The sequence below is a fragment of the Vannielia litorea genome, from assembly GCF_018424695.1.
GTDB lineage: Bacteria > Pseudomonadota > Alphaproteobacteria > Rhodobacterales > Rhodobacteraceae > Vannielia > Vannielia litorea_A.
On record NZ_QTNQ01000015.1, the window covers coordinates 41846 to 66917 of the forward strand.

Sequence of the window (25072 nt, forward strand, 5' to 3'; positions counted from 1 at the left end):
TCCCCTGCAAAGGAACGCGAAATGACCCTTACAGACCTCTCCCCCGCCCGCCCGGCCCTGCCCCGCACGCCCGCCATCGGCTGGCAGGCCGCACCAAGCCTGATCGTCACCCTCGCCATCGGCGTGATGCTGGGCCTCTTCATGGCCAATGCCTCGGATTACGCCGCTCGGCTTCAGGCTGAAGCGCCCGGCTCAGCCACGCTGCCCGCGCCGGATTGGCACGGCAACGTGCGCAGTTCCGCAACGCCGCAATAACAGCGCCGCACCGCGCCCCGCTCAGCTCTCCCGGAACGCCTTGTTGAAGTAATCCGTCAGCGGCTTGACGAGGTAGGCGAGCGGGGTGCGGTCGTCGGTGCGGATGTAGCTATCCACCGGCATGCCGGGGATGATCGTCTTGCCCTCCAGCTTGGCCACCTCGCCCTCGTCCAGCCGGATCTCCGCGCGGTAGTAGGTGGCCTGCGTGCGCTCGTCGGTGAAGGCATCGGCGGAGACCTGAACCACCTGGCCGAAAAGTTCGGGCGTGGTGCGGCTGTCGAAGGCCGGGAAGCGCAGCACCACGGGCTGACCGGCAAAGACCTGGTCGACATGGATCGGCTCCACCTTGGCGGCAATCACCAGCGGCCTGTCTTGCGGGACGAGATAGAGCACCGGATCGGCCGGGCGCACAACGGAGCGCGGGGTGTTGACCGTGAGGCCATAGATCACGCCCGAGACGGGCGCGCGGATGTCGAGCCGGGAGAGTCGGGTGGTCAGTGCCTGGCGCCGTTCCATCAGCTCGGCCTCGCGGGCGCGGATATCGCGCAGCTCGGTGATCGCCTCCTCGCGGCGGCTGGTGCCCAACTTGAGGATTTCGATCTCGATCTCAGTGATCTTGCCCTCTGCCTCGGCGCGCTGGGCCGTCAGCCGCCCGATCTCTCCCGCCAGCCGGGCCTGCTCACGCTCCAGCGTCAGCACCTTGTCGTAACTCACAAGCCCGCGCTCGAAGAGGCCCTGCTGGGTTTCCAGCTCTTTCTCGATGAGTTCGAGTTGCCGGGCCAGCGAGGTGCTTTGCGCGTCGATCCCCTCAACCTGGTTGTCGATCTGGCCTTTGCGGCGCGCCAGTTGCTCGGCCTCGCGGGCCAGCGAATCGTTGCGGGCGGCAAAGAGGCGGGACTGGCCTTCGACCATCTCGGCCACCTCGGGCCAACCTGCGGCGCGGTCGAGCAGCTCCTGGGCAAACTCGATGGTCTCTTCCTCGTCGCGCTCGGCGCGCAGGCGGGCGGCGCGGGCCATGATCTCGAACAGCTGGCCTTCGACGATGGCCAGCTCGGAGGCCAGTTCGGAGGCGTCGAGGCGCAGCAGCACGTCACCGGCGGACACGCTGTCGCCCTCGTCCACCAGCACCTCTTCGACCACGCCGCCGTCGGGGTGCTGCACGACCTGGCGGTTCTGCTCCACCTCGATCTGGCCGGAGGCGACGATGGCGCCGGAGATGTTGGCCAGCGTGGCCCATGTGCCGAAGCCCCCCACCAGCAGCAGGAGCGCGAAGAAGCCCAGCAGCAGCGGGCGGCGGGCGGAGAGCCTCATGTGACGCCTCCCTGGGTGGTGGCCTTGGCGATTTCGGCGTGGTTCTTGACCATCTGCTTGAGCACCTCGTCACGCGGGCCGAAGGCCTTGCGCATGCCGCCGTCGAGCACCATCAGCAGATCGCATTCCTGGATCGCGGCGGGGCGGTGGGCCATGATCAGCACCGATTTCTTCTCGGCCTTCATTGCCCGGATCGCCTTGTTCAGCGCCTCGGAGCCCTCGTTGTCGAGGTTCGAATTTGGCTCGTCGAGCACAAGGATCACCGGATCGCCATAGAGCGCACGGGCCAGGCCGATGCGCTGGATCTGCCCACCCGAGAGCCGCCCGCCCGTCGCCGCCACCGGGGTATCGTAGCCATCGGGCAGCTTGAGGATCATCTCGTGGGCGGCGGCCTTCTTGGCAGCGGCGACCACGGCCTGCGCATCCGGCTGGGCGGCCAGCCGCGCGATGTTTTCGGCGATGGTGCCATCGAAGAGGGTGACGCGCTGGGGCAGGTAGCCGACATAGCGGCCCAGCGTGTCGGGGTCATACTGATCGAGCGCGGCGCCATCGAGGCGGATGCGCCCGCCTGCGGTGTGCCAGGTGCCGGTGAGGGCTCGGGCCAGCGTGCTCTTGCCCGCGCCGGAGGGGCCGATGACGCCCATGGCCTGCCCCGGTTCGAGGCGGAAAGAGATCATCCGCAGCGAGGCCTGGCTTTCGCCCGGGGGCACCACGGTAGCCTGGCTCACATCGAGCAGGGCGCGGGGCGCGGGCAATTCGGTGCGGGGCTTTTCGGCGGGCACGGCGGAGAGCAGGCGGCCCAGCGACTTCCAGCCCTTGGAGGCACGGCTGACCATCTCCCACTGGCCGATCAGCAGCTCGATCGGCGCGAGCGCACGGCCCAACAGGATCGAGCCTGCGATCATCGCGCCACCCGTGAGCTCGCCCTGAAGCACAAGCCAGGCCCCCAGTGCCAGCATCGCCGATTGCAGGAAGAGCCGCAGCGCCTTGGAGGTGGTGCCGAAGCCCCCTGCCCTGTCGGCGGCGGAGAGCGCCTTATCCGCCGCGCGGGTGCGGGCCGCCTGCCATCGGGCGAAGGTGGCGCCGCGCATGCCGAGTGAGGCGATGATTTCGGACTCGCTGCGCATCTGGTCGGCCATCCGCTCGGTGCCTTCGCGCAGCGCTGCCGCCTCCATCGAGGGCCTGCGCGTGCGGCTCTGGTTGAGCAGCGCCACCGTGACCAGAAGCGCCCCGCCACCCACCGCGAGCACGCCGAGGAGCGGATGGAAAATGAAGATCGCGGCGAGAAAGAGCGGCGTCCATGGCACATCGAAGAGGGCCAGCAGCGCGGGCGAGCCCATGAAGCGCTGAACCGAGTCCAGATCGCGCAGGCCGGAGGCGGCCAGCTCGTTGCCCGGGCTCTTTCCCTCGGCGGCCAACACGGCGGCAAAGACCCGGCCTTCCATCTTGTCCTGAAACCGGGCGGCGGCCCGCGCCATGACCCGGCCCCGGGCATAATCGAGCAGGCCCATCATCAGGTAGAGGAAGGCCACCAGCACGAAGAGGGCGACAAGCGTTTCTTCGGAGCGCGAGCCGAGCACCCTGTCATAGACCTGGAGCATGAAGAGCGGGCCGGTGAGCATGAGCAGGTTGACGAAGATCGAAAAGGTGAAGGCCGAGCCGGACAGCCCGCGCGCGGTGGCACGGGCCGCCCGAAGCTCGGCAAGGCCCTTGGCCGTGTCGGACATCCGCATATCCGCCGTTCTCCTATCCTGCCCGTTCAACGCCTTCGGGGCCTGCCACCTTCCGCCGGTTGTGACCAGAGGCTGTGGCGGCTATTCTGCCTCGAAGGCGCGGGCATAGCCTTGCCCGCCCACCATGCGCGCCAAGATACGAAGAACTGGTAGAGAATTCCATTGTTTCATAACGTCCTCTCCCGCAGCCGCGGTGCCGCCCTGATGCTCTCCCTTGCCGCGCTGGTGGCCGGGTGCAGCGCCAACACCAGCGGCGAGGCCATTCATGACCCCTACGAGGCGCAGAACCGCAAGGTGCATGCCTTCAACAAGCGGGTCGACAGCGCCCTGGGCGGTGGCAAGGGAGGCGGTGTGGGCAAGGCCATCCCGAAGCCGGTCACGCAGGGGCTTTCGAACTTCTCCAGCAACATCAGCCAGCCCAGCTACATGATGAACCACCTGTTGCAGGGCAACATGGAAAGCGCGATGCGCAACTTCTGGCGGGCCGCAGTGAATACCACCGTTGGCATCGGCGGGCTGTTCGATCCGGCGACCAAGATCGGGCTCTATGACGATTCGACCGATTTCGGCGTGACGCTGGCCAAGGCGGGTATTCAGGAGGGGGCCTATCTTGAGCTGCCCATCCTCGGCCCCTCGACCGAGCGTGACGTGGCGGGCAAGATCTTCGATGTGCTGCTGAACCCGCTTCAGGGCGTGATCAAGGCCGAAGATCAGAGGAAAATTACCGTCATCAAGGTGATGTCACGCGCCGGTGATCGGGCAAAGTATTCGGAAACCGTCGATTCTGTTCTATATGACAGTGCAGACAGCTACGCGCAGTCGCGGATCATCTACCTGCAGAACCGCAGGGGACAGACCGGAGACACGGCGGCGGCAGAGGCAGAGGCAGACGAGGTTTACGACTCCTATGAAGATTTTTACGGCGGGCAATGACACCGGCACCCTGACCCGGCGCGGGCTTCTGACCGGCGCCGCGGCGCTCACGGCCTCTGCGGTGGCGCTGCCCCGCGGTGCGCTGGCGCTTTCGGCGGGCGCATCGCAGCAGCTTGTGACGGCGGCGGTGAACGACATCAACAAGGTGATCGCATCCGGCAAGTCCGAACGGTCGATGTATGGCGATTTCCAGCGCATCTTTGTGCGCTACTCGGACCTCAACTATATTTCGTTCTACTCGCTCGGTTCCGCCGCGCGGGGCGCATCTCGGGCGCAGATGCAGGCCTATACACAGGCGTTCTCCAGCTACATCGCCCGCAAATACGGCAAGCGCTTCCGCGAGTTCATCGGGGGCCGGATCGAGGTGAAGGGCGCCCGTGCGGTGAAGAGCTGGATCGAGGTGGATACCATGGCGATCCTGCGGGGCAGCGCGCCGTTCGACGTGACCTTCTTCGTCAGCGACAAGAGCGGCAGCCACAAGTTCTTCAACCTGTTCATCGCGGATGTGAATATGCTGCTGACCGAACGCACCGAGATCGGCGCGATGCTCGATCGGCGCGGCGGCAACATCGACGCGCTGATCCAGGATCTGAAACGCGCTTGAGGGGGCTGCGGCTTCTGGCGCTAGCCCTGGTGGCCAGCGCGCCCCCGGCGATGGCGCTGGAGGTGGAGGGCCGCTATCGCGCAAGCCCCGAGGCCGATTGTGAGGCCGGCGACGGGGCGGAGGGCTTTCTGCGGATCGAGGGCGGCGTGTTTTACGGGCTCAGCGGCGAGTGCAAGATGCTGAACCCGGTGAATGTGCGCGACATGAACGCCCAGCTCTTCGACATGGAGTGCAAGGGCGCCAACCCCAACTTTCAGTGGACCGAGCGCGCGCTGTTCATGGAAGGCGCGGAGGGCGGGCTGATTCTGGCGTGGAACGGCTATGCCTTCCGCTACGAGCGTTGCCCGGTGCCCGAAGAGACAGCCCCAGAAGCCGAGACGGCCGAGGCAGATCCGGCCGCGGAAGAGGCGCAACCGGCGGCGGAGACGACCGCCACCGACTGAAGTGCCTCGACTGAATCAGGTCAGTTGCGGCAGCCCAGAAGCCCGCAAAGCACGTTTTCCAGCACACGCTCGGCCACGTCGCCGTTCTGGCGGCGGCGGTTCTGCCGCTCGCGGCGCTCCGCTTCGCGCTGCGCCTGACGGCGCGCGCGCTCGGCGGCGCGACGTTCGGCCTCTGTCTGCTCGCGCGCGGTTTGCTGGGGCGGCTGGGTCTGGCTCACCTGTGGCTGAGCGCGCTGGGGCACCAACATGGGCAGCTCGTTGACCGGCAGACCCTCGTTCACCCGCACCATCACCTCACGCCAGATGTCGGCAGGCAGGCCGCCGCCGGTGACGCCGGTGAGCGGGGTGTTGTCGTCATAGCCCATCCAGACGCCGACCACATAATCGGCGGTGAAGCCCAGAAACCACGCATCCCTCGCGGAATTGGTGGTGCCCGTCTTGCCAGCGGCGGGGCGGCCGATATTGGCGCGGCGGCCGGTGCCGCGCTCGATGGTTTGGCTCATCATGTAGACGAGGTAGCGCGCGGCCTCTTCGGTAATCACCCGTTCGCCCAGCCCGCCGCCCTGCCCCATTAGCGGCTCGTCATCACCCTTCAGGCGCAACTCCAAGATGCCGTAGGGGCTGACGGAGGTGCCGCCGTTGAGGATGCCCGCATAGGCGCCTGTCATCTCCAGCAGGGAAGATTCGGAGGCCCCCAGCGCCAGCGCGGGGCCGGCGGCGAGATCGGACTCGATGCCGAAATCCTCGGCGATGTTGCGCACGTTCTCGCGGCCCACGGCCTCCGAGACCTTCACGGCGGGGATGTTGTAGCTGTGGGCGAGCGCGTCGGTCAGCGTGACACGGCCATGAAACTTGCGGTCGTAGTTCTTGGGGCTGTAGGGGCCGGAGCCGGGGACGTTGATGGTGAGCGGCTCATCCACCACGGTAGCATTCGGCGTGTAGCCCAGATCGAGCGCGGCGGCATAGACGAAGGGCTTGAAGGACGAGCCGGTTTGCCGCTTGGCCATGGTGGCGCGGTTGAAGGCGCCGGTCACCTTGGTTTGCCGCCCGCCGACCATGGCGCGCACCGCGCCATCGGCGCTCATCACCACAACGGCGGCCTGCGCCTCGGAGCCTTCCTTCACCTTGGTGGCGAAGATCTCTTTCATCGCCTCTTCGGCGGCCTTCTGGATCCGCTGGTCGAGCGTGGTTTTCAGCACCACGTCCTCGGTGGTGTCCTTGGTCAGGAAGTCCGGGCCGGTGTCCATCACCCAGTCGGCGAAATAGCCACCCGCACGGGCCTGCGCGGCCTGGCTCAGGGTAGCCGGGTTGTTGGTGAACTCCTCGCGCTCAGCCATTGAAATATAGCCCTGCTCCTGCATCAGCTTCAGCACGGTGGCCGCACGGGCCTGGCTACGCTCGAGGTTGGAGGTGGGGGCATAACGTGTAGGAGCGACCAGAAGGCCGGCCAGCATCGCGGCCTGCGCCGGGTTCAAGTCCTTGGCCGGGATGCCGAAGTAGCGCTGCGAGGCAGCGGCGAACCCGCGCGATGACGCGCCGAGGTAGGCGCGGTTCAGGTAGATCGCCAGCACCTCGTCCTTGGTATAGCGCGTTTCCAGCGCCATGGAGTAGATCATCTCCTTGACCTTCCGCCACAGCGTGGTTTCGCGGCAGTCGGACTCGTAGGCCGCTTCGCTCTCCCATGCCGCCTCGTCATAGGGGATGCCGAGGCAAAGCAGTTTGGCCGTTTGCTGCGTCAGGGTGGAGCCACCGTGGCCGGAGAGCGGGCCGCGCCCCTCGGAGAGGTTGATCTTGATCGCAGAGGCGATGCCGCGCGGGCTGACGCCGAAGTGGCGGTAGAAGCGCTTGTCTTCCGTCGCCACCACCGCGTTCTTGAGGTGGGGCGACACGTTTTCGACCCGGACTGGCCCGCCGTAGGTTTCGCCGCGCCAAGCGTAAACCTTGCCCTCTCGGTCGAGCATCGTCACCGAGCCGCGGGTGCGGGCATCGAGCAGGGCTGTCACATCCTCGGGGAGGGTCGTGTAGAAATAGCCGACGGCGCCGGCGACGATGAGCGCCACCACGACCCCGATCCGCCATGTCACGCCCCAGATCAGCCGCATGAAAAAGCGGGTGACCCGCGCCACCCAGCCGAGCGGGCCCTTCGGCGCAGGCCGCTTGGCGCGCGGCGCACGCTTCTTCTTCGGGGCCTTGGCCTTCTTGGGGGTCGTCGCCTTTGTTGGAGCCGCGCTTGAATAGCGCTTCTCCGCCACCAGGGGCGTCTTCTTTCGTCCGTTGCCGCTCATGCGCGCCTCACTCGCATTTTTCCCTGCACCATAGAGGTGGGGACCGGAAAAGGGGAGATAAGACCACGCGAGAAGCGTGATTTTTCCGCTCGCCTATTCTTTAGGCAAGTCGCCTATTTTGTGCAAAAATTGTGCAACTGCCCGCTGAATCCGCAGGCCGTGTGGGGGGCACTCGCTTGATGCGACGGGGTCAACGGGATGTGACTGACGCCGTAACCCGCCGGGGCTGCGCCTGGCACAATGGAAGGGGACACCTGTGAAACTCATCATTGCAGCAATCAAGCCGTTCAAGCTGGAGGAGGTCCGCGAAGCGCTGACCACCATCGGCGTGCGCGGCATGATGGTGACCGAGATCAAGGGCTTCGGCTCCCAGTCCGGCCACACCGAAATCTATCGCGGCGCGGAATACGCCGTGAACTTCGTGCCCAAGGTCAAACTGGAGATCGTCGTTTCCGCGGCCATGGCCGACCAGGTCGTCGAAACGATCCAGACCACCGCGAAGACCGACAAGATCGGCGACGGCAAGATCTTCGTCCTGGATGTGAACCAGGCCGTGCGCGTCCGCACCGGCGAAACCAACGACGAAGCGCTTTGAGCGCGGACAGATAGGGGACTCTGAAACGATGCAATTCCGCAAATATATCCCGGCCGCCGCGGCCCTGACGGCAGCGATCGCGCTGCCCGTGATGGGTTTCGCGCAGGAGGCCGAAGTCGACATGACGCCGCCGAACGAGGAAATCGGCTACATCCTCACCACCTTCATGTTCCTGGTCACCGGCTTCCTGGTGTTCTGGATGGCGGCGGGCTTCTCGATGCTCGAAGCCGGCCTCGTGCGCCAGAAGAACGTGACCATGCAGCTCACCAAGAACGTGGCGCTCTTCTCGATCGCCTCGCTGGCCTACTACCTCGTCGGCTACAACCTGATGTATCCGGGCGACGGCTGGATTTCCGAGGGCTACCTCGGTGCCTTTGGCCCGGCCGTGCTTGAAGCGGTTGGCCTGATGGATGGCGAGACCCCGGTTGAGACCGACCTCACCTATGCATCCGTCGGCTCGGACTTCTTCTTCCAGCTGATGTTCTGTGCCACCACTGCTTCGATCGTCTCGGGCACGCTGGCCGAGCGCATCAAGCTTTGGCCCTTCCTGATCTTCGTGATCCTGCTGACCGCCTTCATCTACCCGATCCAGGCCTCCTGGAAATGGGGCGGTGGCTTCCTGGCGCCGGGCGCCGAGGGCGTAACCGACTTCCTCGACTTCGCCGGTTCGACGGTGGTGCACTCCACCGGTGGCTGGGCAGCGCTTGCTGGTGCGCTCATCCTCGGCCCGCGTCTTGGTAAGTACAAGGACGGCCGCGTGCATCCGATGCCCGGCTCGAACCTGACCCTCGCCACCCTGGGTACGTTCATCCTGTGGCTCGGCTGGTTCGGCTTCAACGGCGGTTCGCAGCTTTACATGGACACCGCAGGCAACGTGGCTGACATCTCCCGCATCATGGCCAACACCAACACGGCAGCCGCCGGTGGTGCGCTCGCGGCGATGATCCTGACCCAGATCCTCTACAAGAAGGTCGATCTGACGATGGTGCTCAACGGTGCGCTCGCAGGTCTCGTCTCGATCACTGCCGAACCGCTGACCCCCGGTCTGGGCGCGGCAACGCTGATCGGTGCCGTGGGCGGTGTGATCGTGGTCTTCGCGGTGCCGTTCCTCGACAAGCTGAAGATCGACGACGTGGTGGGCGCCATCCCGGTGCACCTCTTCGCCGGTATCTGGGGCACGCTCGCCGTTTGCCTCACCAACGGTGACGCCTCGCTGGGCGTGCAGATCAAGGCCATCGTGATCGTGGGCATCTTCGTCTTCGTGGTCAGCGGCGTGATCTGGTTCATCCTGAAGGCGATCATGGGTATCCGCGCTTCGGAGGAAGACGAGATCGCCGGTCTCGACACCACCGAGCTGGGCATGGAAGCCTATCCGGAATTCGCCAAGGGCTGACCTGCCCTTCCGGAGCCATCTGAAAACAGCCCCGGGCGTGAAAGCGCCCGGGGTTTTTCCATTACAAGGTGCGGGCCATGATGAGGGAGAGGGTGGCGCAGGGGCGGAGCCCTCACGCCTCCGGGGTAACCGGCACACGGCCCTCCCCCGTCACCCGTGCCACCAAGTTGCCCTTGTCTTCGATCACCACAGCCGAGAGCGGCCCGCCGTAGGCCGCTCCGCTGTCGATGTTGAGACGGCTGCCATAGTGGGTGACCGCCTTGACCGGGGTGTGCCCGTGGACAACAAGCACGCCGTGATCCCGGGTATCGAAGAGAAAAGCCTCGCGGATCCAGACGAGATCCTCCTCGACCTGTGCGGAAAGGTCCACGCCGGGCCGGATGCCTGCATGGGCGAAGAAGAGACCGGGCGCGCGCCAATGGTCGGGCAGGCCCTCCAGAAAGGCCTGGTGCGCGGCAGGCACCGCCACCCGCGCGGCGCGCTCGAGATCCGGCGTGTCACGGTAGCGGGTGCCCTCGATGCCATAGGATGCGAGGGTCGTGCGGCCCCCGATGCGGCTGTCGAACCAGTGCAGGTCAGGGCGCAGCGGATCGCTCTCAGACGGGTCGCGCAGGAAATGCGCCATCAGCCTGTCGTGATTGCCCTTAAGGACGATGAAGGGCTGGCCCTCGGCCACCCGCGCCAGCAGCCAGGCGATGACACCGGCAGAGTCGGGGCCGCGATCCACCAGATCGCCGATGTGAACGACGGGCGCGTCAGGGTCGCCCACCCGCGCCTTGTCGGCTGCGATGTGTTGGTGGACGGCCTCGAGCTGGTCGAGGTGACCGTGGATATCTCCGATGGCATAGACCCGCATGGCGCTCCGCCTGCCGAGGTGCCCGGGGCAGCTGCCCCTTTGGCGATGCAGCAAGCCTAGCGCAGGTGTCTCCTCCGCGAAAGCGGCGCGGCTCAGCCCAGCGCGGCCTGCACCGGTACCAGCGACTGGCGGCCGGAGGGCGTGACCAGCGAAACCTCACGGCCTTCTGCCTCGATCACCACGCCCGAGAGCGGGCCGCCGTAGGCCGCCGCGCTGTCGATGTTGAGCCGGTTGCCATAGTGCGTTGCCGCCGCAACCGGGCTGTGGCCGTGCACGATGAGCCGCCCATGGTCGCGCGGGTCCGACAGGAAGGGCTCGCGAATCCAGACGAGATCATCCTCGGTCTGGGCGTTGAAGGGCACGCCGGGGCGCACGCCGGCGTGGACGAAGAAAAGGCCGGGCAGCTTGTGGCAGGTCAGCATGGCGTCGAGCAGGGCCACGTGGGCCTCGGGCACGGCGGCGCGGGCATCATCGTGGATCGCCTCCTTGCCGCGCGCCGGGTCGGTATCCACCCCGTAGCTCTCCAGCGTGCTGCGCCCGCCGATGTTGTCTTGCAGCCAGTGCAGATCGGGGCGCGACGGGTCACGCAGGCGATCGGGCTCGAGGAAGCGGCGCATCATCCGGTCGTGGTTGCCCTTGAGGATGACCCACGGACGGCCATCGGCGAGGCCCTTGGCAAGATAGTCGATGACGCCGCGCGAGTCGGGGCCGCGATCCACCAGATCGCCCACGTGGACCACCACGGCGTCGGGGTCTTTCACCCGGGCCTTATCCTCCTCGATGAAGGCGTGAACGCTCTTCAGCTTGTCGAGATGACCATGGATATCGCCAATCGCGTAAACGCGCATACCGTTTTGACCTTCAACAGAAATACCGGGCGCCAGCATCGCCCTTGCCGCCGGGATAGCATGGCAGCGCGGGGGGTCAACCACCCTTGCGGGAAATTGCCCGGAGCGATGCACGCAACAAAAAGGGCGGCCCGATTGCGCGGGCCGCCCTGTTGAAAGCTTGTGCTCGCGTCAGGAGGCGACGTCGAACTGGAGCGGCTTGATCGACTGGAACAGCGCCGTGTCAGCCAGCTTCTTCAGCACGTCGTCCGGCACCCGGTCATCGACGTAGAGCAGCGCGATGGCATCCTTGCCCACCGAGGAGCGGCCGAGGGTGAAGTTGGCGATGTTCACCCCGTTGGTGCCCAGCGTGTTGCCGAGCGTACCAATGATGCCGGGCACATCCTTGTTGGTGGTGTAGAGCATGTGCGCGCCGATCTCGGCGTCGATGTTGATGCCCTTGATCTGGATGAACCGCGGCTTGCCGTCGGAGAAGACGGTGCCGGCGATGGAGCGCTCACGCTTGTCGGTCACCACAGTCACCTTGATGTAGCCGTCGAAAGCGCCGGACTTGTCCTGGTTGGTGGTGGAGATCTTCACGCCGCGCTCCTTGGCAATGACCGGCGCGGAGACGAGGTTCACATCCGGGTTGGCCTTTTTCATGATGCCAGCCACCACCGAGCAGTTCAGCGCGGGCAGGTTCATCTTGGAGACGACACCGTCGTAGAGGATGTTGATGGCCTTGATCGGCTCGTCGGTCATTTGCCCGATGAAGCTGCCGAGGTGGTCGGCAAGCTTGACCCAGGGGCCCATGACCTTGGCCTCTTCGGCGGTCATCGAGGGCATGTTGAGCGCGTTTTCCACCGCCCCGTCGAGCAGGTAGTTCGACATTTGCTCGGCGACTTGCAGCGCAACGTTTTCCTGCGCTTCCGAGGTGGAAGCCCCGAGGTGAGGGGTGCAGACGACGTTGGGCAGGCCAAAGAGCACGTTCTCGGTGGCGGGCTCTTCGGCGAAGACGTCGAAGGCCGCCCCGGCGACGTGGCCGGATTTCAGCAGCTCGGCCAGCGCGGCCTCATCCACGAGGCCACCACGGGCGCAGTTGATGATGCGCACGCCCTTCTTGGTTTTGGCGAGGTTCTCGGCAGAGAGGATGTTGCGGGTCTGGTCGGTGAGCGGCACGTGCAGGGTGATGAAATCGGCCTTGGCGAGCAGCTCGTCGATCTCCACCTTGGTCACGCCCATCTTGTCGGCCTTCTCCTGGGAGAGGAACGGATCGTAAGCCAGCACCTTCATGTGCAGGCCACGGGCGCGGTCGCAGACGATGCCGCCGATGTTGCCCGCGCCGATCACGCCGAGCGTCTTGCCGGTCAGCTCAACGCCCATGAACTTGCTCTTCTCCCACTTGCCCGCATGGGTGGATTGCGAGGCTTCAGGCAGCTGGCGAGCCACGGCGAACATCAGCGCGATGGCGTGCTCGGCGGTGGTGATCATGTTGCCAAAGGGCGTGTTCATCACGATCACGCCTTTCTTGGAGGCGGCTTCCTTGTCGACATTGTCGGTGCCGATCCCGGCGCGGCCTACGACCTTGAGGTTGGTGGCGTGCTCCAGCAGCTTGGCCGTCACCTTGGTGGCGGAGCGGATGGCGAGGCCGTCATACTGGCCGATCACCTCGGCGAGCTTTTCCTTGTCTTTGCCCAGCTCGGGCATGAAATCTACCTCGATGCCACGGTCGCGGAAAATCTGGACGGCGGTTTCCGAGAGTTTGTCGGAGACGAGAACTTTGGGGGCCATTTTGTTGGTCCTTGGATATGGGGGAACGGTTGGGGCCGACGAGGGCCCCGAATTTTCGTAGGAAATTCGTGGTCAGGCGGTTTCGGCCAGCGCCTCGATTTCAGCTTCGAAGGCCCATTCGAGCCAAGGCAGCATCGCTTCGATATCGGAGGTTTCCACCGTGCCACCGCACCAGATGCGCAGGCCCGGAGGGGCATCGCGGTAGGCGCCGACGTCGAGCGCCACGTTCTCGTCGGCCAGCCGTTTGGCGACGGATTTGGCGAATGCGGCGCCGTCGGTGATGCGGGCATCAGTGAACTTGAGGCAGACGGAAGTGTTGGAGCGCGTGGCCGGGTCGGTGGCGAGGTTGGCGATCCAGTCGCGGCTTTCGCAGAAGTCGAAGATCGCGTGCGCGTTGGCGTCGGCGCGGGCGATGAGGCCCTCAAGCCCGCCCACGGATTTGGCCCAGTCGAGCGCAACGAGGTAGTCCTCGACCGCCAGCATGGAGGGGGTGTTGATGGTTTCGCCCCGGAAGACGCCGTCGATCAGCTTGCCGCCCTTGGTGAGGCGGAAGATCTTGGGCAGCGGCCAGGCTGGGGTGTAGCTTTCCAGCCGTTCGACGGCGCGGGGGCTGAGCACCAGCATCCCGTGGGCCGCCTCGCCGCCCAGCACCTTCTGCCAGGAGAAGGTGGTGACATCGAGCTTGTCCCAGGGCAGGTCCATCGCGAAGGCGGCCGAGGTGGCGTCGCAGATGGTGAGGCCTTCCCGGTCAACCGGGATTGCATCGCCGTTGGGCAGGCGGACGCCGGAGGTGGTGCCGTTCCAGGTGAAGGTGACATCGGTGTTGAAATCGACCTCGGCGAAATCGACGATCTCGCCGTAGTCGGCGGTCTTCACCTCGGCGTCGATCTTGAGCTGCTTTACAACATCGGTGACCCAGCCCGCGCCGAAGCTTTCCCAGGCCAGCATGGTGGCTTTGCGTTCGCCGAGCAGGTTCCACATGGCCATTTCAACCGCTCCGGTGTCGGAGGCGGGCACGATGCCGATGCGGTAGTCGGCGGGGATGCCGAGGATCTCGCGGGTGGTTTCGATCGCGGCCTTCAGCTTGTCCTTGCCAATGGCGGCACGGTGCGACCGACCGAGGGCGGCGTCGGAGAGCTTGTCGAGCGTGAAGGTGGGAATCTTGGCACAGGGGCCGGAAGAGAAGCGCGGATTGGCCGGGCGCGCTGCCGGAGCTTTGATAGCCATTGCTGGTATCCTTACAGATATATGCCTCTCGTTGGGGAGAGGTGTCCCACCGCCGCAGTTAGAGGGGCGCGGGCGGGTCTGCAAGCGGGAAAATGGGCCGGATGCGACCAAAGGGTGGGCAAAAGCGGCGGCGGGCGTTCCGATCGGAAACAGGGGTTAGTCGAGTGGCAAAGCGTCGAGCGTGTCTTTCAGCAGGCGGGCGCTGCGGGCGAGGTCTGCGGTTTCCTGTGGCGAGAGGTCGGGCGGCAGATCGGCCAGCACGCCCGCGGCCCCGATGAGGCGGGGGAGCGAGAGCGGCACCTCCTGCACACCGGCGATATGGGGCGTGAGGATGGAGACGGAATGCACGGAGGCTTCGTCGCCGCCCACGGCCTCCACCAGCCGGGCCAGCCCCGCGCCGATGCCATACCAGGTGGCCCCCTTGCCCTCGATGATGGTGTATGCGGCGCGGCGCACACCCTCGTCGATCCGGTCGCGGGCCGCCGCGCCAAGCGGGCGACCCACCTGCTCGGCCACCTCTTCCAGCGGCAGCGCGCCGACACGGGCCGAGGACCAGGCGAGCACCTCGCTGTCGCCATGCTCCCCCAGCACATAGGCATGCACCGAGCGCGGATCGACGCCCAGCGCCGCGCCCAGCAGGTGGCGAAAGCGGGCGGTGTCCAAGATGGTGCCGGAGCCGATGACGCGGGCGGGGGCCGCGCCGGAGAGGCGGGTGGTGATGCCTGTCATCACGTCCACCGGGTTGGAGGCGATGAGCAGCAGCGCGCCGGGGGCGTGGCGGGTGAGGCCGTCCAGCACCTCGCGGAAGACAGCGGCGTTGCGGGTGAGCAGATCGAGCCGCGTCTCGCCGGGCTTTTGCGCCACGCCCGCGGCGATGATGACCACATCGGCGCCCGACAGCGCCTCGTAGCCCCCGGCCTCGATGGCACAGGCGGCGGCGAAGGGCATGGCGTGAGCGATGTCTTCGGCCTGGGCGCGGGCGAGCGCCGCGTTGGCATCGACCAGCACGATATGGCGCGCGCAGCCCATGAGCCCGCAGGCATAGGCCGCCGCGCTTCCGACCATGCCTGCCCCGACAATTCCCAGTTTCATCCTGCACTCCGCTGACTGATTCACGCATAGGGAGAGTGGCCTGCCTGCGCGCGGGCCGAAACCCGGACACTGGCCAAGCCCCCCTGCCATCTGTTCTATGGCGCGCGAATCGACACATCGGAGCCCGTTTGATGCATATCGTGACCCTCATTGCCCGCCCCGGCGGGCTGGACCCGGCCGCAGCGGAGGCGCTGCGCAACGCCTGGGGCGGCGGATCGCTCCAGTGGCTCGCCCCGGATGAGGCGGCGGAGTTTGCGGTGGAGGCCATGCCGGGCAACCTCTGGCAGGTGTGGGACGACATGCAGGCGCTCGGCGTCGACCTCGCGGTGCAGCCCGAGGGCGGGCGGCGCAAGAAGATGCTGCTGGCCGATATGGACAGCACGATGATCCGGCAGGAGTGCATCGACGAGCTGGCCGAAGAGGCGGGCGTGGGCGCCCGGGTGAAGGAGATCACCGCGCGGGCGATGAACGGCGAGCTGGATTTCGAGGGCGCGCTGCGCGAACGGGTGGCGCTGCTGCAGGGGCTGCCGGAGAGTATCATCGGCAAGGTGCTGGACGAGCGGATCGAGCTGATGCCGGGCGGTGCCGCGCTGTTGGCCACGATGAAGGCGAACGGGGCCTATTGCGCGCTGGTCTCGGGCGGCTTCACCGCCTTTACCGCGCGGGTGGCCGACACGCTGGGGTTTGACGAGAACCGGGCGAACACGTTGCTGGCGGAAGGTGGCAAGCTCACCGGCAAGGTCGCCGATCCGATCCTCGGGAAGGCGGCCAAGGTGCAGGCGCTGGAAGAGATCACGGCGCGGCTCGGGATCGCCGAGGGTGAGGTATTGGCGGTCGGGGACGGGGCGAACGACCTCGGGATGCTGGGCCGGGCGGGTGCCGGGGTGGCGCTGCATGCCAAGCCGGTTGTGGCTGCCGAGTGCGATTTGCGGATCAACCACGGCGATCTGACGGCGCTGCTTTACCTGCAAGGATACGCGAAGTCTGAGTTCACGCGGTGATCGCGAGGGCGATGAAAGGGCAGCGCCCTTAAAGAGCCTGCACCGAGCGGGCTCGTCCGTCCTTCGAGACGTCCTCGCCCACGGTCAGAACGCCGGACGCACCTCGCCGACCTCGATCTTGCGGCGGTTCAGCAGCGGGCCCCAGCGCTTGAGCACCGCCGGGTCGTCGCGCTCCAGCACGCCGTATTTCACCAGCAGCGCCGCCATGGCGCATTCCGCGGCCCGTGTGGTGCCATCGGCCACCTTCAGGGCGATGCCAAGCCCCTGCCCCGGCAGCATGGCGGTGAAATAGCCCTCGGCCCCGGTCTTGACCACTGCCTTGCCGCGCGCTGCGCGCATCAGCTCGGTGCAGGCCCGCCCCTCGCCCGCCACCAACTCAGGGTGTGCCATCATCGCGTCGCGCAGCTGGGCCTCGGCAGTGCCTTCCTGCGCGGTGGCGAACTTCGCCATGGCGCGGGCCATCGCCGTCACCGAGCTGCGGAAGTTGGGGGCCGAGCAGCCGTCGATCCCGTGGCCTGAGGTGGCCTCGTCGCAGATGTCTTCCCAGGCGTCATGCGCAGCCTGCTGCACCGGGTGATCCAGCTCGTGATACTCCGGCCCGGCCCCGAGGTGGGCGCAAAGGGTCAGGAAGCCCGCATGCTTGCCCGAGCAGTTGTTGTGCATCTGACAGGGTGGCTCATCCGACTTGATGAGACCCTCCCGCGCCGGACGGTCATCGGGCATCTGGGGGCCACAGCGCAAGTCGGCCTCGCCGAGATCGAGCGCCGCGAGCCATCGGGCCACGGGGCGGGTGTGGATCAGCGCGCCGTTGTGGGAGGCGCAGGCGAGCGCGAGCTGTTCGCTGCCAAGGCTCCTGTCGGCTGCCGCGCCCGAGCGCACCAGCGGAAGCGCCTGGATCATCTTGGCCGCCGAGCGGGGATAGGCCGGCAGCCCGGGCGCGCCGCGCCCGTCCACCAGTTCGCCCGCCGTATTCACCACCGCGATATGGCCGAGGTGAACAGATTCCACCTCTCCACCACGTGTTACCTCAACCAGCAGCTCTGCCTGCATGCCTCACCTCTCCGGAATGTCAGCGAAATTCTGCCAATTGGGCTTTCGCAGTTGCCGAAAATCACGTTACATTGAGGGCGAGCAAGTTGAAAAGACATTCGCCACCTGCAAGGAAAGGCGAAGGCTTGAGGCAGAGGCAGCTGGAGGCTGTGGGACACATGAAAAACCGGGTTATGGCTGGCCTCCTGGCCAGTGTGATTGCAATGGGCGCGAGCGCAGGCCTTGCGCAGGAAAGCGACAACCGTGTTGCGGCGAAGACCGACTGGTCGGTGTTTGTCGAGGACGACCCCAAGGAATGCTGGGCGGTTTCGGCCCCCAAGGAGACGGTGAACACACGCGATGGACGTGTCGTGGCGGTGCGCCGCAGCGACATTCTGCTCTTCGTCACCTTCCGGCCCGGCAGCGGCGCCGGAGAGGTCAGCTTTACCGGCGGCTACCCCTTTGCGGGCGGCTCGACGGTGACGCTCGACATCGGCGGCACGCAGTTCGAGCTTTTCACCGAGGGTGAGTGGGCCTGGTCGGCCAGCCCGCAGGACGATGCACGCATCCTGACCGCCATGAAGCGCGGCGCCGACGCCAAGCTGACAGCCCGCTCCAGCCGGGGCACCCGCACCGAAGACAGCTTTTCGCTGCTCGGCCTGACAGCAGCAGTGGAAGAGGCGCAGAACCGCTGCGGCGGTTGATCGGCGCGCAGGTTTCGGCTTAGGCTTCTCGCAGTAATTTTCTGTGCGGAGTCATTGTCTTGCCTTTCATTCTCGGAGCCATCGCGCTGCTGGGCGCAGCCTACATGTGGTATATTCGCGCCAAGGGCGCCGCCGACATGGCCGGCGAGTTGATGAATGCGGCGGGCGATGTGCGCTCCGCCGCGCGGCGCTTCGGGTACAAGCTGCGCAAGCGCGAGCACCCGGTGGATGGCATCGACGAGCCGGTGGTAGCTGCCGCCGGGATTGCCGAGGCCTTCATCTCGCTGGATGACCTGCCGACGCGCGGTCAGCGGCTGGGGATATTGCAGGGGCTTCAGAAATCCTACCGGGTGAACCTGAACGGCGCCGAAGAGGCTGCCGTGCTGGGGCGCTGGCTGGTGGGCCAGTGCGGCTCGGCGGATGCTGCGATCAGCCGGATCGTGAAGAAGCTGGTTTCGATGGGCGGGCAGCGCGAGGTGCAGCCGCTGATGGAGGTGCTGAACAGCGCCGCCAGTGCCGAGGGCGGCAGCCTCGGGCCACGCCAGCAGCACGCGCTCGCCGAGATCTCGCGCCGCTTCGGGCTGTAAGAAATCCTTTGCAATAAGGGTCTGCCCGCCCTATGTGCACGGTTTGAACCCGAACCCTGGAGACCCGCCATGACCGAGGCCAACGCCCCGATCACGCAAGACGTTGCCACGATCCCGCGCAAGCTGCCCGAGGGCGGCAAACGCAATATCGTCGGCCTGACCCGCGAAGGCCTCGCCGAGGCGCTGCGGGGCATCGGCGTGGCCGACAAGCAGCTGCGGATGCGGGTAAACCAGATCTGGCAGTGGGTCTACCAATGGGGCGTTCGCGATTTCGAGGCGATGACGAACCTTTCCAAGGCGTTCCGGGCCGAGCTGGACGACGCCTTCGAGATCGCCGTGCCCGAGATCGTGAAGCGCGATGTCAGCGCCGATGGCACCCGGAAATACCTGGTCAGGATCGCGGGCGGCCACGAGGTGGAAACCGTCTATATCCCCGAGGAAGATCGCGGCACGCTCTGCATCTCCTCCCAGGTCGGCTGCACGCTGACCTGCTCGTTCTGCCACACCGGCACCCAGAAGCTGGTGCGCAACCTGACGGCGGGCGAGATCGTGGGCCAGGTGATGCTGGCGCGCGATGACCTCGGCGAATGGCCCGAGCCCGGCAAGGGATCGGACGAGAACGGCCCGCGCTTGCTTTCCAACATCGTGCTGATGGGCATGGGCGAGCCGCTCTATAACTTCGAGGCGGTGCGCGACGCGATGAAGATCGCGATGGATGGCGAGGGGATTTCGCTGAGCCGTCGCCGGATCACGCTGTCGACCTCGGGCGTGGTGCCCGAGATTGCCAAATGCGCCGAAGAGATTGGCTGCCTGCTGGCCGTCAGCTTCCACGCCACCACCGACGAGGTGCGCGACAAGCTGGTACCGATCAACAAGCGTTGGAACATCGAGACGCTGCTGAACGCTCTGCGGGAGTATCCGCGGCTCAGCAACTCGGAACGGATCACCTTTGAATACGTCATGCTCGACGGGGTGAACGACAGCGACGAGGATGCGCGCCGGCTTGTGAAGCTGATCTCCGGCATCCCGGCCAAGATCAACCTGATCCCCTTCAACGAGTGGCCCGGCGCGCCCTACAAGCGCTCGAGCTGGGAACGGATCGAGGCCTTTGCCGATATCGTCTACAAGGCGGGATATGCCTCGCCGATCCGCACGCCGCGCGGTGAGGACATCATGGCGGCCTGCGGGCAGTTGAAGTCCGAGACCGAGCGCGCGCGCAAGAGCCGCAAGGAGATCGCGGCCGAGGCCGGGCTCTGAGCCCGCCTTAATCTGGCATTAACCAGAATCGCGACAGGCTGCGCAGATGCAGCGGATTTCTTTTCAGGTACCCCTCGATGATCTGTCGGCCCTCATGGAGGTGTCGCAGAAACTTGACATCTCGGTTGGGCAGGTGCTGCGCAGCGCGGTAAAACACGAACTGCGCCGCCGCCACACAACTGCGAAGAGGACCGAAAGGGCCGATGAGCAGCTCCTCGCGCGCCTTCGCGCACTCCTCGCAGCGCCACTTGCCGAGACGACGAACTGGGCCGAGTTCAACCGCGCGCTTGAGGCGTATGGATACGAGGCGCGCGCCTCCGGAGGAGGGCTTGCGCTCTATCACCGGGACGCGGGAGCCAAGATCTGCAAGTTCTCGGAGCTGGGCTTTTCCTACGCTGGGCTTGTCCGCCTCTATGGTGCCGCGTTTCCCAACCACCCCCAGCAGAAGCTGGCAGAGCGTTACCTTGGGCAATCGATGGAGGTGATCGAGCCCTTCGGTCCTACCGGCACCCGTCCTCGGCCCAGAGCTTGAGGTTGGCTTTGAAGGTGCCGCCCAGCGGGTGCTCCTTGGCAAGGTTGTCGGCAAAGTCGGGGTTGAGATAGTTCGTCGCCTGCTCGCAGATGCGCTCGCGCGTCCACTCGTGGCAATTGGTGCAGGTCTGCCCCTTCCAGATTTCCTCGGGCAAACCCTCAAGCGGCGGAAACAGCGGCGAATTCTCGGTGAACACCTCTTCGATGGTCTTGCCGCGGATCTCTGGAACTCCACCGATCAAAGGCGCGCCCCAGCGCACCGGGCCCACGGGCGTATCCGGCCCTTCGACGCCTCCATCCTCCTCCACGTCGAGGATGATGACAGCCGGATCCCCGGCCTCTTGCGCCCCCGTGACAGTGGCCCCGAGCAGGGCAACAATCAGCCCGATCACGAGACCTGCACGATTTTCTTTCATTCTGCCCGCCTGTTGCGCTTAGTATGGCGACGCTAGCAACAGTTCCGCCTTCGGGCAATTCTTGTTCCCAATTGAACCGCCCGCTGGGCGGCATTTGCAACAGACACATTCAAGCTCTCAACCCAGGGAGGTTTCCATGATACGCCGCATCGCCCTTTTTCTGGCGCTCGCATTCCACATCGCCCAGCCCGCCAACGCCCAGGGCGCGCTCGAGCCGGGCTGGCTGCTGGATGGGGAGGCCTCCAACCTGCGCTTCCAGTCGATCAAGAAGGAAGTGGTTTCGGAATCCAGTGATTTCGCCACATTCACCGGCGAGATCTTCCCCAATGGCAAGGCCGAAATTCGTGTTGTGCTGGAGAGCGTGGACACCAAGGTGGACCTGCGCAACGTGCGGATGCGCTTCCTGTTCTTCGAGACCTTCAAGTTCCCCGAAGCCATCGTGCTGGCCAATGTCACTTCCGACATGATCGCGGACTTGGAGCGCAACCGCCGCGCCACCTTCTCCCTCCCCTTCTCGCTGGACCTGCACGGGGTGAAGAAGACCCTCGTGGCCGAGGTCGTCGCCACGCTTCTGAGCGATGATCGCATCTCGGTGGCCACCGCACGGCCTGTTGCGATCTCGGTGGAGGAATTCGGGCTGATGGATAACCTCGCAAAGCTCGAGGAGGCGGCGAAGGTGGATGTCGTGCCTTCTGCCACCGTGACCTTTGATTTCCTCTTCGACCGCCGCGGCACCGGGGGCGCCCCGCTTGCGGGCGAGGAAGACGGACAGATGGCGGCGACCGACGCCACCGTGGACGAGAAGTTCGACACGGAGGGCTGCACCGGGCGTTTTGAAATCCTCTCGCGCACCGGAAACATCTACTTTGCCTCAGGGTCGGCGCGGCTCACCGACGAGTCCGAGCCGCTGCTCCAGGAGTTGCTCGATATCACCAGCCGCTGCCCCGGGATCGAGGTGGAGGTGGCCGGCCACACCGACAGCGTGGGCGCTGCCGAATACAACCAGCGGCTCTCGGAGCGGCGGGCGAAATCGGTGGCCGACTACCTGATCCGCAATGGCATCGCGCCCGAACGGCTGACTGCGAAAGGCTACGGCGAGGCCCAGCCGGTGGCCTCGAATGATACTGCAGAGGGCAAGGGCAAGAACCGCCGGATCGAGTTTTTGCCGCGCACCAACTAGGCGCGTGCCATGCGCGGGCGGGCGGAAAACTCTGCCTCGCCCGCCACCCGCTCCCATCCGGCGGGGCCGCGCGCGTAGGTGGCGCTGTCACCGGGCACGAAGCCCGTGCCCTTAGCATCCCAGGTGGTGACGCAGACGCGCCCCTCCTCGGTATCCAGGACATTGAAATTGTTTGTCTCCCCGCGCAGCCGGGTCGACAGGCCGGTGCCGGCCTGCACAAAAAGCAGCCCCGGCGCGGCGGTGAAGGGCGCGGCTGAGGCGGTGTGCAGATGACCCGAGAGCACCACGTCGGCCCCGCAATCCGAAAGCGCCTGAAGCGCCGCGCTTGCGCCGCGCATCAGCCGCTTCTCCACGGTGGGCCCGTGCTCCAGCGGGTGGTGGACGACCACCACGTTCAGCTTGTCATTCTGCCCTGCGAAGGCTCCGCAGACCCGCCGCACGGTGCGGCCCGAGAAGCGCCCTCGCTGCCATGAGAAGCGGTTGACGGTATTGACGCCGACGACCTGCATCTTCTCGTCTTCCACCATCGGCTCCAGGTTCGGGCTGATATGGCTCTTGTAGCGGTTGAAGGGCGTCACGAACCGGCGATAGAGATTGTCGATCGGGGTATCGTGGTTGCCGGGCACGGAGAGTACCGGGGCCTCGACACGCGCCAGGAACGCCGCCGCTTGTCGGAACTGCCGGCGCCGCGCCCGCTGGGTGAAATCGCCCGAGATCACCACGAGATCGGGCTTCAGCTTGCTGATCGCCGCCAGCAAGGGGCCTTCGAGATCGGCGTCCGCCTTGCCGTAGTGGAGATCGGACAGGTGGAGGATGCGTCTCATGCGGCCTCCGGCAGGATGATCGTGAGCGGGCGCTCGGCCATGCGAAAGTGGAACGGGCTCTTCTTCGTGGACTTCTCCCCATCGAAAGCCACCAGCGTTCGCGGGCGGGACGTTTCGACCTTGAGGTCGCGGGCCGCCAGCATGTCGTAATCCCGTCCCTCCTGCATCGTGCCGGTGACAAGGCGCCAGGTGATCTTGAACAGCTTGCCCCGGCTCGTCGCACGCCCAATAAGCACCGCGAAGTTGTCGTTCGAGATTGCCTGCTGCCCCGCCAGCCCGAAGCGTTCGAGCTGGTAGGACGAGCGCGCCACGAAGAGCAGCGGCGCGCGCACCTCGCGGGTTTCACCGTCGGCTGTCAGCCGCATTTTCATCGGCCGCTGGAAGCGTAGGAAGGTTTTCAGCACCGACCAGTGAGCCATGATCCGGCGGCGGCCCCAGCGTTTGTAAACTGTTTCACGCTCTTTCAGGATCGCCGGGTAAACGCCCAGCGAGGCGTTGTTGAGAAACACCTGATCGTCCACCATTCCAACGGATATGTCGTGCCTGTGCCCAGCGAGAATGGCGCGGGCTGCCGCTTCCGGGTCTTCCGGCAGGCCGAGACCGCGGGCGAAGTAATTGAAGGTGCCGAGGGGCAGCACGGCGAGGGCGACGGGGCTGCCCAGCAGCGCCTGCGCCACCGCCATGGCGGTGCCGTCGCCACCGGCGGCGACGATGGTGCGGGCGCCATTTTCAATGGCCTGGTTCACGACACGTTCGAGATCCTGATCCGGGCTCCAGTGCTCCAGCCGCGCGGCCTCTCCGAAGATGGACAAGGCCCTGTCGATGGCCTCGGTATCGCGGGCGTTGGTGCCGGATGCGGCGTTTGCGATCACGCAGATTTCTCCCGGCAGAACATGGGGTTCGGCGGGATCGTCGGGCTGTGGCATGGCCACCATTTGGTCTCTCCGGTTGCGGCGGGTGCGGCGCGGCGTCGGGATCACAACTCGCGGAGGCCGGTTTGGTTGCCTCTCCCCGGTCTAGACATCGGCCCGGCCGCGGGCTAGCACCGGGGCGAGGCAGGGGCTGTGAGGGCAAGAGATCAATGGGATTCATCCAACGAAAGCTGTGGCTTGTCGGCGCGATGCTGCTGGGGTTGCTGCTTGCGGGCTGCGGCGCACCGCCCACATCCACCCCCGCCGATGTTGCGCGGCTGGAGCAGGCCATCCTGGCGCTTGGCCCCGGCATCGACCCGGAAGAGGCGGCGCGAGCGGCGCGGGTGAGCTACAGTGCCACGGCGCGGCTGGCGGTGGCCTATGAGATCGAGGACGGGCCGCTGGTGCACAACATGAAGGTGAACGCGGGCACCAAGCCGCGGGGCCTCTGCCGCCACTGGGCGGAAGACATGGAAAAGGCGCTGAAAGCCGAGGGATTCCGGACTCTTGAGATCCACCGCGCCATTGCAAACGCACGCAACCCGATCCTGCTGGAGCATTCCACCTCGATCATCTCCCGCAGGGGCGACTCGATGTATGACGGCATCGTCGTGGACCCCTGGCGGGAGGGCGGACACCTGACCTGGATCGGCACCCGCGAAGACACCCGCTACCCGTGGGAGCCGCGCCTTACCATATTGAAATGGAAGCAGGAAACCGGTCGGACCAAGCGGATCAGCCGGGCCGACTGACGCAAGCTACAATTGCCCCGAAAAGGCCCGGTTGTTGCTGAAGTCCTGACAAACCCGGCCTGTTCTCTTCACCATGCGGGGGCAGAAGTTCTGCCCGTTTTGTTAGAGAAAACAGGGGAATAACCCAATGGAAGACGTTCGTAACCTCGTGCTGCGGGAGAAGCAGCAATCTGTGTCGCACCGGGAATGGAAGCACCGGCTGGTGGGCTATGGCTACCGGCTGGAAGAGACCGACGGCGGCTATGTTGTCAGCGCGATGCGGGGCGGCGAGGCGCTGCTGACGCTCTGAGCGCGCGAGCTTTGCGGAAATGCCGCTGCGCAGGCCATCGCGGCGGCGTTAACCAAGGTTTCGGGGGATGCACAGGCGATGCACATCCCATGCACATCCCATACCTATGAGAATTTGCAAGGCGCGCGGAGTTAACGCGACGTGCGGTGTCGCCCGGCGGACAGACAGGGGCAGCCCCGGCGCATAGCCGGGGGCGGACCCTGCGATTCCGGAGCCGCGCCATGGACCACGCCCACGCCCCTGCCC

At 66.0% G+C, this 25072-nt stretch carries 26 protein-coding genes; 14 read left to right on the top strand and 12 right to left on the bottom strand.

Translation table 11 applies throughout. The annotated features are described in order from the left end of the window. Window positions 1–21: 21 nt before the first annotated feature. Complete coding sequence (locus tag DYI42_RS07720; RefSeq protein WP_213545354.1) at window positions 22–255, top strand: hypothetical protein; 234 nt, start codon at window positions 22–24, stop codon at window positions 253–255. A gap of 21 nt (window positions 256–276) precedes the next feature. Here DYI42_RS07720 and DYI42_RS07725 read toward each other — a convergent pair whose 3' ends face one another. Together DYI42_RS07725 and DYI42_RS07730 are read right to left on the bottom strand one after the other, a co-directional pair. Beyond that, window positions 277–1566 carry an HlyD family type I secretion periplasmic adaptor subunit gene (locus tag DYI42_RS07725; RefSeq protein ID WP_213545355.1) on the bottom strand — a complete coding sequence of 430 codons (1290 nt, stop codon included), beginning with the start codon at window positions 1564–1566 and terminating at the stop codon, window positions 277–279. Continuing rightward, window positions 1563–3299: a type I secretion system permease/ATPase gene (locus tag DYI42_RS07730; protein WP_213545356.1), complete on the bottom strand. Its 1737-nt coding sequence runs from the start codon at window positions 3297–3299 to the stop codon at window positions 1563–1565. Before DYI42_RS07730 ends, DYI42_RS07725 begins: the two co-directional genes overlap by 4 nt. A gap of 162 nt (window positions 3300–3461) precedes the next feature. Here DYI42_RS07730 and DYI42_RS07735 point away from each other — a divergent pair, with 162 nt between their 5' ends. Genes DYI42_RS07735 through DYI42_RS07745 form a run of 3 tightly spaced genes read left to right on the top strand, consistent with a single transcriptional unit; the run spans window position 3462 to window position 5279 of the window. Continuing rightward, window positions 3462–4232 carry an MlaA family lipoprotein gene (locus DYI42_RS07735; protein ID WP_244867711.1) on the top strand — a complete coding sequence of 257 codons (771 nt, stop codon included), beginning with the start codon at window positions 3462–3464 and terminating at the stop codon, window positions 4230–4232. Continuing rightward, window positions 4207–4836: an MlaC/ttg2D family ABC transporter substrate-binding protein gene (locus tag DYI42_RS07740; RefSeq protein ID WP_213545357.1), complete on the top strand. Its 630-nt coding sequence runs from the start codon at window positions 4207–4209 to the stop codon at window positions 4834–4836. Before DYI42_RS07735 ends, DYI42_RS07740 begins: the two co-directional genes overlap by 26 nt. A gap of 29 nt (window positions 4837–4865) precedes the next feature. Beyond that, entirely contained in the window at window positions 4866–5279 is a 414-nt protein-coding gene (locus DYI42_RS07745) for a hypothetical protein (protein WP_213545358.1), read from the top strand. A 20-nt stretch (window positions 5280–5299) separates the two neighbouring features. On the opposite strand, the gene DYI42_RS07750 is transcribed toward DYI42_RS07745, so the two are convergent. Further along, window positions 5300–7564, bottom strand: coding sequence for a transglycosylase domain-containing protein (locus DYI42_RS07750; RefSeq protein WP_213545359.1), 2265 nt, complete (start codon window positions 7562–7564; stop codon window positions 5300–5302). Between the two features lie 256 nt (window positions 7565–7820). Here DYI42_RS07750 and DYI42_RS07755 point away from each other — a divergent pair, with 256 nt between their 5' ends. Both DYI42_RS07755 and DYI42_RS07760 read left to right on the top strand, forming a co-directional pair. Further along, the gene (locus DYI42_RS07755; protein ID WP_213545360.1) at window positions 7821–8159 is read left to right on the top strand and encodes a P-II family nitrogen regulator; all 339 of its coding nucleotides are present in this window, start codon (window positions 7821–7823) and stop codon (window positions 8157–8159) included. Window positions 8160–8187: 28 nt separating this feature from the next. Next, window positions 8188–9552: an ammonium transporter gene (locus tag DYI42_RS07760; protein WP_213545361.1), complete on the top strand. Its 1365-nt coding sequence runs from the start codon at window positions 8188–8190 to the stop codon at window positions 9550–9552. Window positions 9553–9664: 112 nt separating this feature from the next. Here the strand turns inward: DYI42_RS07760 and DYI42_RS07765 are convergent, their stop codons facing one another. The 5 genes from DYI42_RS07765 to DYI42_RS07785 all read right to left on the bottom strand — a co-directional run bounded on the left by DYI42_RS07765 (window position 9665) and on the right by DYI42_RS07785 (window position 15345). Continuing rightward, entirely contained in the window at window positions 9665–10408 is a 744-nt protein-coding gene (locus tag DYI42_RS07765) for a metallophosphoesterase (RefSeq protein WP_213545362.1), read from the bottom strand. A 92-nt stretch (window positions 10409–10500) separates the two neighbouring features. Continuing rightward, window positions 10501–11256 carry a metallophosphoesterase gene (locus DYI42_RS07770; RefSeq protein WP_213545363.1) on the bottom strand — a complete coding sequence of 252 codons (756 nt, stop codon included), beginning with the start codon at window positions 11254–11256 and terminating at the stop codon, window positions 10501–10503. 171 nt (window positions 11257–11427) lie between these two features. Next, on the bottom strand, window positions 11428–13026 hold the full coding sequence (gene serA / locus DYI42_RS07775; protein WP_213545364.1) for a phosphoglycerate dehydrogenase: 1599 nt from the start codon (window positions 13024–13026) through the stop codon (window positions 11428–11430). 72 nt (window positions 13027–13098) lie between these two features. Then, on the bottom strand, window positions 13099–14253 hold the full coding sequence (locus DYI42_RS07780) for a phosphoserine transaminase (protein ID WP_213545365.1): 1155 nt from the start codon (window positions 14251–14253) through the stop codon (window positions 13099–13101). A 156-nt stretch (window positions 14254–14409) separates the two neighbouring features. After that, entirely contained in the window at window positions 14410–15345 is a 936-nt protein-coding gene (locus DYI42_RS07785; protein WP_213545366.1) for an L-lactate dehydrogenase, read from the bottom strand. Window positions 15346–15476: 131 nt separating this feature from the next. Here DYI42_RS07785 and serB point away from each other — a divergent pair, with 131 nt between their 5' ends. After that, window positions 15477–16346: a phosphoserine phosphatase SerB gene (gene serB / locus DYI42_RS07790; RefSeq protein ID WP_213545367.1), complete on the top strand. Its 870-nt coding sequence runs from the start codon at window positions 15477–15479 to the stop codon at window positions 16344–16346. An 84-nt stretch (window positions 16347–16430) separates the two neighbouring features. On the opposite strand, the gene DYI42_RS07795 is transcribed toward serB, so the two are convergent. Beyond that, window positions 16431–17396 carry an asparaginase gene (locus DYI42_RS07795; protein ID WP_213545368.1) on the bottom strand — a complete coding sequence of 322 codons (966 nt, stop codon included), beginning with the start codon at window positions 17394–17396 and terminating at the stop codon, window positions 16431–16433. Window positions 17397–17554: 158 nt separating this feature from the next. On the opposite strand from DYI42_RS07795, the gene DYI42_RS07800 reads away from it, so the two are divergent. The 4 genes from DYI42_RS07800 (at window position 17555) to DYI42_RS07815 (ending at window position 20455) form a co-directional block, all read left to right on the top strand. Further along, complete coding sequence (locus DYI42_RS07800) at window positions 17555–18079, top strand: invasion associated locus B family protein (protein ID WP_213545369.1); 525 nt, start codon at window positions 17555–17557, stop codon at window positions 18077–18079. Window positions 18080–18138: 59 nt separating this feature from the next. Further along, on the top strand, window positions 18139–18666 hold the full coding sequence (locus DYI42_RS07805) for a hypothetical protein (RefSeq protein WP_213545370.1): 528 nt from the start codon (window positions 18139–18141) through the stop codon (window positions 18664–18666). A gap of 69 nt (window positions 18667–18735) precedes the next feature. Further along, window positions 18736–19923, top strand: coding sequence for a 23S rRNA (adenine(2503)-C(2))-methyltransferase RlmN (gene rlmN / locus DYI42_RS07810; protein WP_213545371.1), 1188 nt, complete (start codon window positions 18736–18738; stop codon window positions 19921–19923). 46 nt (window positions 19924–19969) lie between these two features. Then, window positions 19970–20455 carry a hypothetical protein gene (locus tag DYI42_RS07815; RefSeq protein WP_213545382.1) on the top strand — a complete coding sequence of 162 codons (486 nt, stop codon included), beginning with the start codon at window positions 19970–19972 and terminating at the stop codon, window positions 20453–20455. Here DYI42_RS07815 and DYI42_RS07820 read toward each other — a convergent pair. Continuing rightward, window positions 20424–20870 carry a hypothetical protein gene (locus DYI42_RS07820; protein WP_213545372.1) on the bottom strand — a complete coding sequence of 149 codons (447 nt, stop codon included), beginning with the start codon at window positions 20868–20870 and terminating at the stop codon, window positions 20424–20426. The genes DYI42_RS07815 and DYI42_RS07820 overlap by 32 nt on opposite strands. Window positions 20871–21006: 136 nt before the next feature. On the opposite strand from DYI42_RS07820, the gene DYI42_RS07825 reads away from it, so the two are divergent. Then, window positions 21007–22050: an OmpA family protein gene (locus DYI42_RS07825; RefSeq protein ID WP_213545373.1), complete on the top strand. Its 1044-nt coding sequence runs from the start codon at window positions 21007–21009 to the stop codon at window positions 22048–22050. Here DYI42_RS07825 and DYI42_RS07830 read toward each other — a convergent pair. Further along, a complete protein-coding gene (locus DYI42_RS07830; RefSeq protein ID WP_213545374.1) occupies window positions 22047–22874 on the bottom strand; it encodes a metallophosphoesterase family protein in 828 nt (275 codons plus the stop codon). The two genes, DYI42_RS07825 and DYI42_RS07830, sit on opposite strands and share 4 nt — an antisense overlap. Beyond that, window positions 22871–23809 (bottom strand): diacylglycerol/lipid kinase family protein, encoded by a 939-nt coding sequence (locus DYI42_RS07835; protein WP_244867712.1) that lies wholly within the window; start codon window positions 23807–23809, stop codon window positions 22871–22873. Before DYI42_RS07835 ends, DYI42_RS07830 begins: the two co-directional genes overlap by 4 nt. Window positions 23810–23955: 146 nt before the next feature. On the opposite strand from DYI42_RS07835, the gene DYI42_RS07840 reads away from it, so the two are divergent. Both DYI42_RS07840 and DYI42_RS07845 read left to right on the top strand, forming a co-directional pair. Further along, complete coding sequence (locus DYI42_RS07840; RefSeq protein WP_244867713.1) at window positions 23956–24537, top strand: hypothetical protein; 582 nt, start codon at window positions 23956–23958, stop codon at window positions 24535–24537. Window positions 24538–24664: 127 nt separating this feature from the next. Continuing rightward, a complete protein-coding gene (locus tag DYI42_RS07845; RefSeq protein ID WP_213545375.1) occupies window positions 24665–24826 on the top strand; it encodes a hypothetical protein in 162 nt (53 codons plus the stop codon). Window positions 24827–25072 lie beyond the last annotated feature (246 nt).